The organism is Cryobacterium tagatosivorans, from assembly GCF_004402215.1.
Lineage (GTDB): Bacteria > Actinomycetota > Actinomycetes > Actinomycetales > Microbacteriaceae > Cryobacterium > Cryobacterium tagatosivorans.
Genome location: NZ_SOEZ01000023.1, coordinates 14087 through 29001 on the forward strand (window position 1 = coordinate 14087; position 14915 = coordinate 29001).

The window sequence follows — 14915 nt, forward strand, 5'->3', positions numbered from 1 at the left end:
TCAGAATCAACGAAGAGAGTGGGCGATCGGCTTGTCTAGCCAGTTGACCGGTGGTGGATCCGACGAAACTACGTCGGGCGAATTCGGAGCTAATGAGTGGCTCGTCGACGAGCTCTACGAGAGGTACCTCGTCGACAAGACGCAGGTCGACGAGTCCTGGTGGCCGATCCTGGAGAGCTACCACCAGACCGCGACCGGCGCGGCTGCGGACACCACGGCTGCGCCCGCCGCGGCGGAACCTGTCGCCGAGTCTCCCGCAGCTGCCGCCGCCGCCACCGCTCCCGCCGCACCGGCGCCGGCACGGGCCGCGGAAAGCGCCGCACCCGCCTCCGCTCCCGGCACCCAGCCGCAGGCGCGCACCACGTCGCTGGCCGCCAAGCCGCTCCCGGTCCCCGCGGACGCGCCGATCACGAGCCCGCAGGCCGTCATCACCGACGGTGAAGCGGCGGAAGCCAAGGACGTCGTCACCCCTCTCCGCGGCATGTCGAAGAGCCTGGCTGCGAACATGGCCACGAGCCTCACCGTCCCGACGGCGACGAGTGTGCGCACGATCCCGGCGAAGCTCTTGATCGACAACCGCATCGTCATGAACAACCACATGAAGCGAGCCCGCGGCGGCAAGGTCTCCTTCACCCACCTCATCGGCTGGGCCCTGATCCGTGCGCTCAAGATGTTCCCGAGCCAGAACGTGTTCTACGACGAGGTCGACGGCAAGCCGTCGGTCATCGCCCCGGCCCATGTCGGCCTTGGAATCGCGATCGACCTCCCGAAGCCCGACGGCACCCGTTCGCTGATGGTCCCCGCGGTCAAGCGCGCCGACACGATGACGTTCGGCGAGTACCTCTCCGCCTACGAAGACCTCGTCACGCGGGCCCGCAAGGGCAAGCTGACGGCCGACGACTTCTCCGGCGCGACGGTGTCGCTGACCAACCCGGGCGGCATCGGCACCGTGCATTCGGTTCCGCGCCTGATGAAGGGCCAGGGCTGCATCATCGGCGCCGGCGCCCTCGACTACCCGGCCGAGTTCCAGGGCGCGAGCGTCAAGACGCTCACCGGCCTGGCCATCTCCAAGACGATCACGCTGACCAGCACCTACGACCACCGGGTGATCCAGGGCGCCGGCTCCGGCGAATTCCTGAAGATCGTGCACGAGCTTTTGATCGGCCAGCACAACTTCTACGAGGACATCTTCTCGGCCCTGCGCATCCCGTACGACCCGATCCACTGGGCCCCGGACATCAGCGTCGACCTGGCCAGCGCCGTCGACAAGACCGCGCGGGTGCAGGAACTGATCAACGCGTACCGGGTGCGCGGCCACCTGATGGCCGACATCGACCCCCTGGAGTACAAGCAGCGCAGCCACCCCGACCTCGACATCGCCAACCACGGGCTCACCTTCTGGGACCTCGACCGCGAATTCGTCACCGGTGGCTTCGGCGACAAGCGCCTCATGCTCCTCCGCGACATCCTCGGAGTGCTCCGCGACTCCTACTGCCGCACGACCGGCATCGAGTACATGCACATCCAGGACCCGGGCCAGCGCAAGTGGGTCCAGGAGAAGATCGAGAAGTCCTACGTCAAGCCCACCCACGACGAGCAGATGCGCATCCTGGGCAAGCTCAACGAGGCCGAGGCCTTCGAGACCTTCCTGCAGACGAAGTACGTCGGCCAGAAGCGGTTCAGCCTCGAGGGCGGCGAATCGACCATCGCGCTGCTCGACTCGATCCTGCAGGGCGCGGCCGACCACAAGCTCGACGAGGTCGCGATCGGCATGGCCCACCGCGGCCGGCTGAACGTGCTGACCAACATCGCCGGCAAGACCTACGGCGAGATCTTCCGCGAGTTCGAGGGAACGCAGGACCCCCGCACCGTGCAGGGTTCCGGCGACGTGAAGTACCACCTCGGCACCGAGGGCGTGTTCCGCGGCGCGGACGGCGAGGAGATCTCGGTCTACCTGGCCGCGAACCCGTCGCACCTCGAGGCCGTCGACGGCGTGCTCGAGGGGATCGTGCGGGCCAAGCAGGACCGCAAGCCGATCGGCACGTTCTCCACCCTGCCGGTCCTCATCCACGGCGACGCCGCGATGGCCGGCCAGGGTGTGGTGCTGGAAACCCTCCAGATGTCCCAGCTGCGCGGCTACCGCACCGGCGGCACGATCCACCTGGTCGTCAACAACCAGGTCGGCTTCACCACGCCTCCCGGCGAGGGCCGCAGCTCGGTGTACTCCACCGATGTCGCCAAGACCATCCAGGCGCCGATCTTCCACGTCAACGGTGATGACCCGGAGGCCGTGGTCCGCGTCGCGGAGCTCGCCTTCGACTACCGCCAGGAATTCAAGCGCGACGTCGTCATCGACCTCGTCTGCTACCGCCGTCGCGGGCACAACGAGGGCGACGACCCCTCGATGACCCAGCCGCTGATGTACAACCTGATCGAGGCGAAGCGCTCGGTCCGGAAGCTGTACACGGAGGGCCTCGTCGGCCGTGGCGACATCACCCAGGAAGAGTACGAAGCGGCGCACCGCGACTTCCAGGACCGCCTCGAGCGCGCGTTCATGGAAACGCACGCCGCGCAGACCTCGTCGACGCCGATCCTCCCCGGGGGCTCGGACGCCGACTCGCTCGGCCTGGCCCAGGACGACTCGGCCGGGGAGCCGGAGACGACCGGGGTTCCCGAGGGCGTCGTGCACCTGATCGGCGACGCCTTCAACAACAAGCCCGCCGGCTTCACCGTGCACAACAAGCTGCAGCAGCTGCTGCAGAAGCGCCTCGACATGAGCCGCAACGGCAACATCGACTGGAGCTTCGGCGAACTGCTCGCGCTCGGCTCCCTGCTGCTGGAGGGCACCCCGGTGCGTTTCGCCGGCCAGGATGCCCGCCGCGGCACGTTCGTCCAGCGCCACGCGGTCCTCCACGACCGGGCCAACGGCCAGGAGTGGCTGCCGCTGGCCAACCTGAGCGAGAAGCAGGGTCGATTCTGGATCTACGACTCCCTCCTCAGCGAATACGCGACCATGGGCTTCGAATACGGCTACTCGGTGGAGCGCGCGGACGCCCTCGTGCTCTGGGAAGCCCAGTTCGGTGACTTCGCCAACGGCGCCCAGACGATCATCGACGAGTTCATCTCGTCGGCCGAGCAGAAGTGGGGCCAGCGGTCCTCCGTCGTGCTGCTGCTCCCGCACGGTTACGAGGGCCAGGGGCCCGACCACTCCTCGGCGCGGATCGAACGCTACCTCCAGCTCTGCGCGGAGAACAACATGACCGTGGCACGGCCGTCGACCCCGGCGTCGTACTTCCACCTGCTGCGTCGCCAGGCCTACATGCGCCCGCGCCGCCCGCTGATCGTGTTCACGCCCAAGTCGATGTTGCGCCTGCGCGGTGCGACCAGCGACGTTGCGGACTTCACGACCGGCAAGTTCGAACCGGTCATCGACGACGCCCGCATCACCGACCGGAGCAAGGTGAAGCGGGTCCTGTTCATGGCGGGCAAGCTCTACTACGACCTGCTGAACGAGCTCGAGAAGAACCCCAACCCGGAGATCGCCCTGGTCCGCCTGGAGCAGTACTACCCGCTGCCCGCGGTCGAGCTCAAGCACGTGGCCGAGTTGTACCCGGACGCCGAGCTGGCCTGGGTGCAGGACGAGCCGGAGAACCAGGGTGCGTGGCCGTTCTTCTACCTGGAGACGAACAAGCTCGGCCCGCGGGCCGTGCGGCTGTTCTCCCGGGTGGCGTCCGCGTCGCCGGCTGCCGGGTCGGCCAAGCGCCATGCCTCCGAGCAGGCCGAGCTGCTGCGCCAGGCGCTCACGCTCTAATCGCGCCAGCGCACACGCAGAAGGGCCGCACCGTCAGGTGCGGCCCTTCTGTTTGTCGTGCGTCTCGTGCCCTGGGGCCAGCGGCCGGGCCGGATGTCCGCCCAGAGTCGCCGTTCCTGCCCAGAATCGCCGGTGCAACGGCGACTCTCGGCAGTTAGGGCGATTGTCGCCGGCCGCTGGCAGCGGGCGAGTGTCTGCCGCGGAGCTACGGGCGGCGGGCCAGCTTGCCGGGCCACCAGATCGCCGGCCCGATGTCGTAGGCGAGCGCCGGCACGAGCAGGGAACGCACCAGGAAGGTGTCGAGCAGCACCCCGAACGCCACGATGAAGGAGATCTGGGCGAGGAAGAGGATCGGCAGCACCCCCAGGGCCGCGAAGGTCGCCGCGAGCACCACCCCGGCCGACGTGATCACCCCGCCGGTCACGACCAGTCCGCGCAGGATACCGGGCCGGGTGCCGTGCGAGATCGATTCCTCCCGCACCCGCGTCATCAGGAAGATGTTGTAGTCGATCCCGAGCGCGACCAGGAAGACGAACCCGTACAACGGCACCGAGGGGTCGGCCCCGGGGAACTGGAACAGTCCGTTGAAGACCCAGGCCGACACGCCGAGGGTGGCCGCGAAGGAGAGCACGACGGTGAGCACGAGCAGCACCGGCGCCAGGATGGACCGCAGCAGCAGCATGAGGATGAGCAGGATCACGCCGAGGATGATCGGGATGATCAGGGTGCGGTCGTGGATCGCCGTGTCGTTGGTGTCGACCGCGATCGCCGTCGTGCCGCCCACCAGAACGCCGGCGTCGACGTCGGCCAGCCCGGTGCGGAGTTCGCGCACGGTCGCCTCGGCCTCCGGGGAGTCTCCGGCGCCGTCGAGCGTCGCCTGGAGCATCACCCGGCCGTCGACGACGGTGGGCTCGCCCACGGAGGTTCCGGGCGGGCCGACCGGCTGCAGCCCCTCCGCGGTGACCGGCAGCGTGCCGCTCACGGAATCCTCGGAAACGACGGCGACCGAGTCGACGCCGGCCGTGCCGAGGATGACGTCGGCCATGGCCTGCAGCTCGTTCTCCGGCCCGATCACGACGGCCGGTGTGCCGGAGCCGCCGGGGAAGTGCTCGGCGAGCACGCCCTGCCCGTCGCGGGCCTCCGACGCACCGAGCACGAAGTCGCTCTGCGGCACCCCGTCTGCCTTGAACTGCAGGGCGCCGATGGAGGCCACGAGGAGCAGCAGCGTGGAGGCGATCCAGACGAGGCGGGCCCGCCGGCTGACCAGGCGGGCGACCGCCGGCCACAGCCCCCTGGCGTCGGTCCCGGCGAGGCTCGGGTGGGCGGAGCCGAAGGCCGGCCGGAGAGGCCAGAACGCGGTCCGCCCGGCCCAGAGCAGCAGCGCGGGCAGCAGGGTCAGCGCCGCGAGCACCGCGAAGGCGATGCCGATCGCGGAGACCGGGCCGAGGGCCTTGTTCGAGTTGAGGTCGCTGAGCAGCAGGCAGAGCAGCCCCGCGATGACGGTCCCACCGGACGCCAGGATTGGCTCCAGCGACCCGCGCAGCGCCACCCAGGTCGCGTCCCACTTGCGCTCGTGGTCCCGGAGCGCCTCCCGGTACCGGGACACGTAGAGCAGGGAGTAGTCGGTTGCGGCGCCGATCACCAGGATGAACAGGATGCCCTGGGTCTGCCCGGTCAGGATCAGCACGTCCGCCCCGGCGAGCGCCACGACGACGAGGACCGATGCGCAGAGCGCGGCGAGGCTCGTGCCGAGCACGATCAGCGGCAGCAGGGGTGACCGGTAGACGATGACCAGGATCACCAGCACGGCGGCGAGCGCGGTCAGCAGCAGGATGCCGTCGATCCCGGCGAAAGCGCCGGACAGGTCCGCGATCAGCCCGGCCGGACCGGTGACGTACACGTCCACCCCGGAGATCGGGTGGGCGGCCAGGTAGTCGCGGATTTCGCCGACGGTGTCGGACGGTTTCACGGCATTGTCCAGGGGCAGGAACGCTTCCGCGGCCTTCCCGTCGTCGGCGAGGATGGCCGGCGACACGGAATCCGACACCACCCCGTCGATGGCCGCGAGTTCGGCAACCTGGCCGTTGATCTCGGCCTGGTCCGCCTCGGTGAGCCCGGCGTCCTTCTGGTAGACCAGCACGCCGGGCAGGGTGTCGCTGCCGCGGAACTCCGCCTGCAGTGCCTTGACCTCCGTGGCATCCGCGCTGGCCGGCAGCTGCTGCGCCTGGTCGTTCGTGGCGACCTGGCTGATTTTGCCGAACGAGGAGCCGCCCGCGCCGAACAGCCCGAACCAGACCAGGATCAGCACGACCGGGATGAGGACGCGGAGCCAGGTGGGCACCCCGGAGCCGGTCCTCCGGTGCGGCGCCTTCCGGGCCGGTTCGGTGGCGGGCGGAGTCGTCTGGGCGGCAGCTGGTTTGGTCACGGTACCGAGATTATCCGGACGGCCCGCGGCTGCGCGTCGTCCGAAAGACTGAAAGTTTCAGTGCCCGGACTGGATCGTGCGCAACCGCAGGAGCACCTGGTCGCGGAGGTCCTCCGGCGCGGTTTCCTTGCACGCGCGCTGCACGGCCTCGGTGAGCGTCTTGCCCACCAGGTGCTCGTAGCTGCAGTCGGAGCAGGCGGCGAGATGGTCGCGAATGTCGGTCGCGTCCTCCCCGCAGAGTTCGTTGTGCAGGTATTCCTCGAGTTCGGCCTTGGCCTTCTCGCATCCACAATCGGTCATTTGATGCTCCCGGATTCCTTCCGGCTCTCTGTCATGGTCTGCCGCGCTGCCTGGCCGGCGTCGAGACCCTGCTCGATCGCATAGCCGGTCAGGAGATCGCGGAGCAGTCGCCTGCCACGGTGCAGGCGGCTCATGACGGTGCCAATCGGTGTTTTCATGATCTCGGCGATCTCCTGATAGGAGAACCCCTCGACGTCGGCGAAGTAGACGGCCAGCCGGAAGTCTTCCGGGATGGACTGCAGCGCGTCCTTGACGGCGCTGTCGGGCAGGTGGTCGATGGCCTCGGCCTCGGCCGACCTGCTGGACATCGCGGTCGTCGATTCCGCGCCGCCGAGCTGCCAGTCTTCGAGGTCGTCGATGGTTCCCTGGTAGGGCTCGCGTTGTTTCTTGCGGTAGGTGTTGATGAAGGTGTTGGTCAGGATGCGATACAGCCAGGCCTTGAGGTTGGTGCCCTGCTCGAATTGCTTGAAGGCGGCGAACGCCTTGACGAACGTTTCCTGGACCAGGTCCTGGGCGTCCGAGGGGTTGCGGGTCATCCGCATCGCCGCAGCGTAAAGCTGGTCGATGAACGGCAGGGCCTGCTCTTCGAAGAGGTCCCGCTTTTCGGCCTTGTCCACATCGGGCTGGCCGGCGCCGGGCCTGTCGGCGCCGAGTGTCGCGTCTGAAGTCATTACCGGCAATCCTAAGCCGTTGGGCTCGGAGATCACCGGTCGGGTCAGAAGCGCTGAGCCTGCCACCCCGACCTCCCTCTCTCGTACGTACGGACTATTCTGATAACCGATGCTGATCTCGAGATATTCCAAGCCGGAGTTCGATCCCTACGGTGACTCCGCTCCTGTCGACGCCGAAGGCGCGTGGCCCGCGCCGACCGCGCCCGGCCCGCTCGCCGCCACGCTGTCGCTGCCGGGTTCGAAATCGCTGACCAATCGCGAGCTGGTCCTGTCCGCGCTGGCCGATTCTCCCTCCCTCCTGCGGGCTCCGCTGCACTCCCGCGACAGCGACCTGATGGTCGCCGCGCTCCGCCAACTCGGCACCACGATCGAGGCCGTCGACGGCGCCGGCGACTACGGCACCGACCTCCGGGTGACCCCGGGCGAGCTGCTCGGCTCGACCACCATCGACTGCGGCCTGGCCGGCACCGTGATGCGCTTCCTCCCGCCGGTCGCCGCCCTCGCGCTCGGCCCGACGACCTTCGACGGCGACGCCGGCGCCAGGCGCCGTCCGATGGCGACCACGATCACCTCCCTGCGTGCCCTCGGCGCCGACATCAATGACGACAGGCGGCTCGCTCTCCCCTTCACCGTGCACGGAACGGGCCGCCTCGCCGGCGGGGAGATCACCATCGACGCGTCCACGTCGAGCCAGTTCGTGTCCGGGCTGCTCCTGGCCGCGGCCCGCTTCGAGGGGGGGCTGCACCTCCGCCACTCCGGCGAGCGCCTGCCCAGCCTCCCGCACATCGAGATGACCATCGAGACCCTCGCCGGACGCGGCGTGCGGGTCGAGAGCCCGGGCGTGGGCGAATGGGTCGTCAGCCCCGGGCCGATCGGCGGCGCAGAGGTCGACATCGAACCCGACCTGTCCAATGCAGCTCCGTTCCTCTGCTCGGCGCTCGTCGCCGGCGGCAGCGTGACCATCACCGGCTGGCCGGCGGAGACCACCCAGGTCGGCGCGCACCTGGCCGACCTCCTCCCGCTGTTCGGGGCATCTGTCAGCCGCGACGGCGACCGCCTGACCGTCACGGGCGGCGACGCCATCCACGGCGTGGACCTCGACCTCGGGGCCGCCGGTGAGCTCGTCCCCGCGCTCGTCGCCCTGGCCGCCCTGGCCGATTCACCGAGCACGTTCACCGGGATCGGCCACATCCGCCACCACGAAACGGACCGCCTTGCGGCCCTGGCCGCCGAGATCAACGGCCTCGGCGGCCAGGTCACCGAGCTCGACGACGGCCTTCGGATCGAACCGCGCCCGCTGCATGGCGGCCCGTGGCGAAGCTATGAGGACCACCGGATGGCCACGGCCGGTGCGATCATCGGCCTCGCCGTGCCCGGTGTGGAGATCGAGGACATCCAGACGACCGCGAAGACGCTCCCCCAGTTCCCCGAGCTGTGGCACGGCCTGCTGGCCGGGACAGTGGACTAGATGACCTGGTGGTCGAGCCCGGAGGACGACGAACCGGAGTTCGACGAATCCAGCGTGCGCGTGCGTCCGAACCGCAAGGGGAACAAACCCCGCACGAAGACGCGGCCGGGCCACGAGGACGCCCTGACCGGGCGGATCCTCTCGGTTGACCGCGGCCGGTACACGGTCATGCTCGATGAGAACCTGCCCACCGAGCGCCGGGTCACCGCCGCCAGGGCGAGCGAGCTGCGCAAGCACGCCGTCGTCACCGGGGACCGCGTCGACATCGTCGGCGACACGACCGGCGCCGAGGGCAGCCTGGCCCGGATCGTGCGGATCGTGCCCCGCACCACGCTGCTGCGCCGCAGCGCCGACGACACGGACGCGGTCGAGCGCGTGATCGTCGCCAACGCCGACCAGATGCTCATCGTCGTGGCCGCCGCCAACCCGGAGCCCCGCATCCGCCTGGTCGACCGGTACCTCGTCGCCGCCTACGACGCCGGCGTCTCCCCCATCCTCTGCATCACCAAGACCGACCTCGCCGACCCGGCCGTCTTCCTCAGCAACTTCGCCGGGCTCGACCTGCCGGTCTTCCAGAGCCGCGACGACGCCATGCCGCTCGAGCAGATCTCCGAGGCCCTGGTCGGGCACGACACGGTCTTCGTCGGGCACTCCGGCGTCGGCAAGTCCACGCTGGTGAACGCGCTCGTGCCCGCAGCCAAACGCGCCGTCGGCGTCGTCAACCTGGTGACCGGCCGGGGCCGGCACACCTCCTCATCGACGATCTCGCTGCGGCTCGAGACGGATGCCGGTCGCGGCTGGGTCATCGACACGCCCGGTGTGCGCTCCTTCGGGCTCGGGCACATCAACACCGACAACATCCTCAAGGCCTTCACCGACCTCAACACGGTGGCCGAGAAGTGCCCGCGGGGCTGCACGCACCTGCCGGATTCCCCGGACTGCGCGATCATCGAGGCCGTCGAGGCCGGCGAGCTCGGCGACACGGGCAAGGCCCGCCTGGACTCCCTGCAGCGCCTGCTCGCCACCTTCGCGGCCGCCCCCTCGCACTGACGCGTCCCTCGTCCATCGAATTCGATGGGCCGAACGCCGCTAGCGTGGGGGGATGACTGATTCCAAGCGCCTCGCAGCGGGCGACACGGCCCCCGGCTTCACCCTGACCGACCAGGACGGCGCGCCCGTCTCGCTCGCCGACTACGCCGGGCGCAAGGTCGTCGTCTACTTCTACCCGGCCGCGATGACCCCGGGCTGCACGACCCAGGCCTGCGACTTCCGCGACAGCCTCGGCTCGCTCTCGGCGGCCGGCTACCAGGTGCTGGGTGTGTCGAAGGATGCCCCGGCCCGGCTGAAGAAGTTCCAGGAGCACGACGCCGTGAACTTCCCGCTGCTGAGCGATGAGAGCCTCGACGTGCACAAGGCCTGGGGCGCCTGGGGCGAGAAGAACCTCTACGGCAAGACCGTCACCGGCGTCCTCCGCTCGACCTTCGTGATCGATGAGGCCGGCGTCATCCAGCTGGCCCTCTACAACGTCAAGGCGACCGGCCACGTCGCGAGCCTGCGCAAAAAGCTCGGCCTCGCCGCTTAGGCGTTGGCAGGCAGCTAGACCGGCCTGGTCGCCTTCAGCACGCGCGGGGTGAAGAGCAGCACGATCACGGCGATCGAGGGCAGGAGCAACGCCCAGCCGAGGTCGGGGCGGGCGTAGAGGCCCTGGAAGCAGCCGAACGCCACGAAGACCTGCAGCAGCTGCCAGGTGAGTGCCGCCCCACGGATCCACGGCCGCCCCCTCAGCGCGCCCCGGGCGATCGCGCTCACCCAGAGCGCCGCGACCAGGACGAGAACGAGGATGGCCACGGCACTTGATACCGAGGCCGGCGTCTCCGTGAGCAGCTCGAAGACGAGCCATCCGGCCGCCACCCAGAGGAGCAGGGCCTCGGCCGCCAGGAGGGCCGCGAGGGCCGTCAGGGAGGGTGGCCGCCGGGTGCGCGCGGGCTCGCTGGCGCGATCCCGCCCCTGATCTGCCTGTTCGTTCACAGCACTATCCCATACAAAACTATTGATTTGACTCCACCATTATGCGACCATAATTGAGGCCCGGTTGACGCTCACAGGGACGTGAGCCGATCTCCCGCGTAGATCCGTACTTTTCCTGCGATCGGGCCCCTGCATCTTCGGCCGATCTGGCCAGGCATCCACACCTGCAATAAAAGGAGCACCCCTATGGACTGGCGCGACAAAGCTGCCTGCCTCACAGCCGACCCGGAACTCTTCTTCCCGGTGGGTAACACTGGTCCCGCCGTGGACCAGATCGAGAAGGCGAAGGCCGTTTGCGGCCGTTGCACCGTCACCGAGGTGTGCCTCCAGTACGCACTGGAGACCGGACAGGACTCCGGAGTCTGGGGTGGCCTCAGCGAAGACGAGCGCCGCGCCCTCAAGCGCCGCGCCGCCCGCGCCCGCCGCGCTTCCTAAGCACCGCTGAATACGGCGCCACTCACTACAGCGCCACCGAAAGCCGGGATCGCTCCTTAGGAGCGCTCCTGGCTTTCTTTCATGAAGCGCAACGGAATCTCGATCGTCACTTCGGTTCCGCTGCCCATCATGGTGTGCCAGTCGATGGTGCCGCTCAGTTCGCCCTGGATCAGGGTGCGCACGATCTGCGTGCCCAGCCCGGAGCCGACCTTGCCCTCCGGCATTCCGGCGCCGTTGTCGCGCACGATCACGGTGAGGGTCTCCTCACTGCGCTCGGCCTGGATCGACACTTCACCCTCACGCCCGGCGAGCCCGTGCTCGACCGCGTTGGTGACCAGCTCGGTCAGGGCCAGGGCCAGCGGGGTTGCGTAGGCGCTCGGCAGGGTGCCGAAGCTGCCGGATGATTTCGGATGCGCCGTCGTATTGTGCGCGGAGGCGACCTCCGCGATGAGCAGCAGAACCCGGTCGAACACGGCATCGAAGTCGACGATCTGGTTCAGCCCCTCCGACAGGGTGTCGTGCACGACGGCGATGGCCGCGACGCGGCGCATGGCCTGGTTGAGCGCCTCGCGGGCCGTGTCCGAGTGGGTTCGCCTGGCCTGGATGCGCAGCAGGGACGCCACCGTCTGCAGGTTGTTCTTCACCCGGTGGTGGATCTCCCGGATGGTGGCATCCTTCGTGATGAGTTCACGCTCCTGGTGCCGCAACTCGGTCACGTCGCGACAGAGCACCATCGCGCCGATCCGCTCGCCGCGGTTGCGGATCGGAATCGCCCGCAGCGAGACCGTGACCCCGCGCGCCTCCACGTCGGTGCGCCACGGCGCCCGGCCGGTCACGACCAGCGGCAGCGACTCGTCGACGACGGCCGTCCCGGTGAGCAGGCGCGCGGTCACTTCGGCCAGGGACTCACCCTCCAGCTCGTCGGCGAAGCCCATCCGGTTGAAGGCGGACAGGGCGTTCGGGCTGGCGAAGGTCGTCATGCCGTCGACGTCGAGCCGGATCAGACCGTCCGAGGCGCGCGGGGCGCCTCGCCGGGGGCCGGTCGGCGCGCCGAGGTCGGGGAAGTCGCCGGAGGCGATCATCGCGAAGAGGTCGTTGGCGCAGTCGTTGAAGGTGAGTTCCTGGCGGCTGGGGGTGCGCGCCTCGCTCAGGTTGGTGTGCCGGGTGAGCACCGCGATCGGGGTGTCGGTGACCTGGGTTCCGGTGGAGCTGAGCCGCCGCATGACCGGGATGGCGCGAACCCGGGTGGGGGTCTCCTCGTACCAGTCCGGGGCCGTGGTGTCGATGATCCTGGCGGTGCCGAAGGCTTCCGTGACCTGCTTGCGCCACTCCTCCTTGAGCTCCTGGCCGACGAAGTCGCGGTAGAAGAGCGTGGCCGCGCTCGACGGTCGCGCGTGCGCGACGGCCACGAAACTCCCCGTCGTCGTCGGCACCCAGACGACCAGGTCCGCGAAGGCGAGGTCGGCGAGGAGCTGGCCGTCGGCGACGAGCATGTGGAGCCAGTCCACGTCCTCCGCGCTGCTGCGGCCCTGGGCAAGTACGAGATCACTAAGCGTCGACACGGTCAATAGCCTACGGCCGCCGGGGTGCCCGCCGACGACGCGCTCGGCCGGATGATAGGCACGCGAGGCGCAATCGGCCAAGATATGCAGTATGAACGCATCGGCACGGCCCGACCGCACGCTCCTGATCATCCTGTCCGTCATCGGAATCCTGGTGATCGTGGCCCTCGCGGTCGTCTTCTCGCGCGGCGAACCCAAGCTCCTCGACGAGGCCACGCCGGCGGGAGTCGTGCAGCGCTACTCCGCGGCGGTCATCGCCGGCGATGAAGCCGCCGCCGTCGAATACCTCACCCCGGAGGCCCAGGAGGCGTGCGAGAGGTTCGAGAACGCGTCCACCGACAACCTCCGGGTCACGCTGGTGTCGACGACCGAACGGGAGGACTCGGCCGACGTGAAGGTCTCCCTCGTCACCTCGTACGAGGGCGGCGGCCCGTTCGATTCCTCGGAGTACGAGACCGAGGAGGTCTTCGACCTCGTGAAGTCCGACGGCGGGTGGCTGATCGATCGGACCCCCTGGCCACTGACCGTGTGCACGAACACGGCGGTGAAGTGATGAGCGTCGCAGCCGCACCACAGGCCCAGGCCGCGGGCGGCGCCCAGCGCACCGTGCGTCGCCTGATCGTCTATGTCCTGCTCTTCGCCCTCGTGGCGATCGGCGCCACCGGCCTCAGCGGCCTGGTCTCGCGCCTGCTCGAGGCCGGGACGGCGCTCGCGTCGGACGACGTCGCCGGCCTGGCCCGGTCCCTGGCCTTCACCCTGATCGGCGGCCCGCTCGCGGCCCTGCTCTGGTGGGCCGTGTGGAAGAGGCTCGACGACCAGGCGGAGCGGTCCTCCGTCGCGTGGGGCCTGTACCTGGCCGCCATGTACACCGTGTCGCTGATCACCTTCAGCTCCGCCCTGCTGGCGACCGCGCTGCAGCTCATCGACGGCGACTGGACGCCGTCCGACTTCGCCACCGGCCTGGTCTGGGCCGGCGTCTGGGCCTGGCACCGGTGGATGTGGCGACACGCGGCCAAGCGCCCGGTGCGCCTGGCCACCGTTCCGATCGTCGTCGGTTCCGTCTACGGCCTGGTGATCGGGGTCGGCGGCGCCGTCAACGCCCTCGGCTCCCTGCTCGACACGGCCATCCGCGGATCGGCCGACCAGGTGTCGGTGGGCCAGCCCTGGTGGGATTCGCCGCTCAAGGCCCTCCTCTGGGCCATCGCGGGCGGTGCGATCTGGTGGTGGCACTGGATCCGCGACGACACCCGGAGGTTGAAGTCCGGCCTCGCCAACGTGGCGCTGGTCGTCGTCGGCATCCTCGGCGCGGGCGTCCTGACCCTCGGCGGGATCGGCACGACGCTGTTCGTCCTGCTCCGGCTGGCCTTCGACCGCACCAACCCGATGGGCGAGCTCCTGGACCCGCTCGGCGAAGCCATCGCCTCGGCGGCCATCGGCGCGCTGGTCTGGTACTACCACCGGCGCATCGCCGCGGGACGCCCGCACGACACCCGGCAGGCTGCCACCCTGGTCACCTCCGGGGTCGGCCTCGTCGCGGCCGCCACGGGCATCGGCATCATCGTGAACTCGCTCCTGGCGACCCTGAGCGGCCCGCTCGCCGGCGCGGACACCCGCACGCTGTTCCTCGGCGGCATCAGCGCCCTGGTCGTCGGCGGCCCGGTCTGGTGGCTGGTCTGGAAGCCCGTCGCCCCGGTGGCGGAGGCCGACATGGCCTCAACCGGCCGCCGGGTGTACCTGATCGCGGTCTTCGGCCTGAGCGCGATCGTGGCCCTGGTCGCCCTGCTGGTCGTCGGCTACGGGATCTTCGAGTTCGCCCTCGACTCGGCGTCGGCCGGGAGCCTGGTCGAGAAAATCCGTGTGCCGCTCGGGCTGCTGGTCGCGACGGCCCTCGTCGCCGGTTACCACTTCAGCGTCTGGCGGCGTGACCGCGCCGTCGTCGGCGCGATGGCCCCGGTCCTGGGCCGACGGATCTCGCGCGTCTTCCTCGTCACCGGTGCGGGAACCGAAGCGCAGACGCAGGCCATCGAGGACGCGACCGGCGCCTCGGTGACCGTGTGGCTGCGGGCGGACGCCGGCGAAGAGCCCGGCACCGCACCGGACGCCGCGCGGCTGGCAGCCGCCCTCGACGGGGTGATCGGCAAGCGCGTCCTGGTGATCACCGGACCGGGCGACCGCCTCGACGTGATTCCCCTGGCCGACTGAGCCGGCCGGCCTG

12 protein-coding genes are annotated in these 14915 nt (G+C 69.6%); 7 read left to right on the top strand and 5 right to left on the bottom strand.

What is annotated here, in order from left to right; translation table 11 throughout:
• Positions 1 to 31: 31 nt before the first annotated feature.
• Complete coding sequence (locus E3O23_RS04165) at positions 32 to 3811, top strand: multifunctional oxoglutarate decarboxylase/oxoglutarate dehydrogenase thiamine pyrophosphate-binding subunit/dihydrolipoyllysine-residue succinyltransferase subunit (RefSeq protein WP_134488456.1); 3780 nt, start codon at positions 32 to 34, stop codon at positions 3809 to 3811.
• A gap of 205 nt (positions 3812 to 4016) precedes the next feature.
• On the opposite strand, the gene E3O23_RS04170 is transcribed toward E3O23_RS04165, so the two are convergent.
• From E3O23_RS04170 to E3O23_RS04180, 3 genes are read right to left on the bottom strand one after another with little or no spacing between them, the layout of a single operon-like run.
• Complete coding sequence (locus E3O23_RS04170) at positions 4017 to 6236, bottom strand: MMPL family transporter (protein WP_420897635.1); 2220 nt, start codon at positions 6234 to 6236, stop codon at positions 4017 to 4019.
• A 57-nt stretch (positions 6237 to 6293) separates the two neighbouring features.
• Positions 6294 to 6536 (bottom strand): zf-HC2 domain-containing protein, encoded by a 243-nt coding sequence (locus E3O23_RS04175; protein ID WP_134488458.1) that lies wholly within the window; start codon positions 6534 to 6536, stop codon positions 6294 to 6296.
• Positions 6533 to 7207, bottom strand: coding sequence for a sigma-70 family RNA polymerase sigma factor (locus E3O23_RS04180; protein WP_134488460.1), 675 nt, complete (start codon positions 7205 to 7207; stop codon positions 6533 to 6535). Before E3O23_RS04180 ends, E3O23_RS04175 begins: the two co-directional genes overlap by 4 nt.
• 109 nt (positions 7208 to 7316) lie before the next feature.
• On the opposite strand from E3O23_RS04180, the gene aroA reads away from it, so the two are divergent.
• The 3 genes from aroA to bcp are packed head-to-tail and all read left to right on the top strand — an operon-like array spanning position 7317 to position 10257.
• Positions 7317 to 8675, top strand: a complete 1359-nt coding sequence (aroA, locus tag E3O23_RS04185; RefSeq protein ID WP_134488462.1) for a 3-phosphoshikimate 1-carboxyvinyltransferase — start codon at positions 7317 to 7319, stop codon at positions 8673 to 8675.
• Entirely contained in the window at positions 8676 to 9725 is a 1050-nt protein-coding gene (gene rsgA / locus E3O23_RS04190; RefSeq protein ID WP_134488464.1) for a ribosome small subunit-dependent GTPase A, read from the top strand.
• A 52-nt stretch (positions 9726 to 9777) separates the two neighbouring features.
• Positions 9778 to 10257 (top strand): thioredoxin-dependent thiol peroxidase, encoded by a 480-nt coding sequence (bcp, locus tag E3O23_RS04195; protein WP_134488466.1) that lies wholly within the window; start codon positions 9778 to 9780, stop codon positions 10255 to 10257.
• A 14-nt stretch (positions 10258 to 10271) separates the two neighbouring features.
• Here the strand turns inward: bcp and E3O23_RS04200 are convergent, their stop codons facing one another.
• Positions 10272 to 10703 carry a DUF2157 domain-containing protein gene (locus E3O23_RS04200; protein ID WP_134488468.1) on the bottom strand — a complete coding sequence of 144 codons (432 nt, stop codon included), beginning with the start codon at positions 10701 to 10703 and terminating at the stop codon, positions 10272 to 10274.
• Between the two features lie 186 nt (positions 10704 to 10889).
• Here E3O23_RS04200 and E3O23_RS04205 point away from each other — a divergent pair, with 186 nt between their 5' ends.
• Positions 10890 to 11138 carry a WhiB family transcriptional regulator gene (locus E3O23_RS04205; protein ID WP_092323051.1) on the top strand — a complete coding sequence of 83 codons (249 nt, stop codon included), beginning with the start codon at positions 10890 to 10892 and terminating at the stop codon, positions 11136 to 11138.
• Positions 11139 to 11194: 56 nt separating this feature from the next.
• Here E3O23_RS04205 and E3O23_RS04210 read toward each other — a convergent pair whose 3' ends face one another.
• Entirely contained in the window at positions 11195 to 12700 is a 1506-nt protein-coding gene (locus E3O23_RS04210; protein ID WP_134488470.1) for a sensor histidine kinase, read from the bottom strand.
• Positions 12701 to 12791: 91 nt separating this feature from the next.
• Here E3O23_RS04210 and E3O23_RS04215 point away from each other — a divergent pair, with 91 nt between their 5' ends.
• Both E3O23_RS04215 and E3O23_RS04220 read left to right on the top strand, forming a co-directional pair.
• Positions 12792 to 13253: an LpqB family beta-propeller domain-containing protein gene (locus tag E3O23_RS04215; RefSeq protein ID WP_134488472.1), complete on the top strand. Its 462-nt coding sequence runs from the start codon at positions 12792 to 12794 to the stop codon at positions 13251 to 13253.
• The gene (locus tag E3O23_RS04220) at positions 13253 to 14902 is read left to right on the top strand and encodes a DUF5671 domain-containing protein (RefSeq protein WP_134488474.1); all 1650 of its coding nucleotides are present in this window, start codon (positions 13253 to 13255) and stop codon (positions 14900 to 14902) included. Before E3O23_RS04215 ends, E3O23_RS04220 begins: the two co-directional genes overlap by 1 nt.
• Positions 14903 to 14915 lie beyond the last annotated feature (13 nt).

Excerpts from the sequence above, each read along its gene's own strand:
- E3O23_RS04175 (WP_134488458.1), bottom strand. The coding sequence starts at position 6,536 with ATGACCGATTGTGGATGCGAGAAGGCCAAGGCCGAACTCGAGGAATAC.
- E3O23_RS04180 (WP_134488460.1), bottom strand. The coding sequence starts at position 7,207 with ATGACTTCAGACGCGACACTCGGCGCCGACAGGCCCGGCGCCGGCCAG.
- aroA (WP_134488462.1), top strand. The coding sequence starts at position 7,317 with ATGCTGATCTCGAGATATTCCAAGCCGGAGTTCGATCCCTACGGTGAC.
- rsgA (WP_134488464.1), top strand. The coding sequence starts at position 8,676 with ATGACCTGGTGGTCGAGCCCGGAGGACGACGAACCGGAGTTCGACGAA.
- bcp (WP_134488466.1), top strand. The coding sequence starts at position 9,778 with ATGACTGATTCCAAGCGCCTCGCAGCGGGCGACACGGCCCCCGGCTTC.
- E3O23_RS04205 (WP_092323051.1), top strand. The coding sequence starts at position 10,890 with ATGGACTGGCGCGACAAAGCTGCCTGCCTCACAGCCGACCCGGAACTC.
- E3O23_RS04215 (WP_134488472.1), top strand. The coding sequence starts at position 12,792 with ATGAACGCATCGGCACGGCCCGACCGCACGCTCCTGATCATCCTGTCC.
- E3O23_RS04220 (WP_134488474.1), top strand. The coding sequence starts at position 13,253 with ATGAGCGTCGCAGCCGCACCACAGGCCCAGGCCGCGGGCGGCGCCCAG.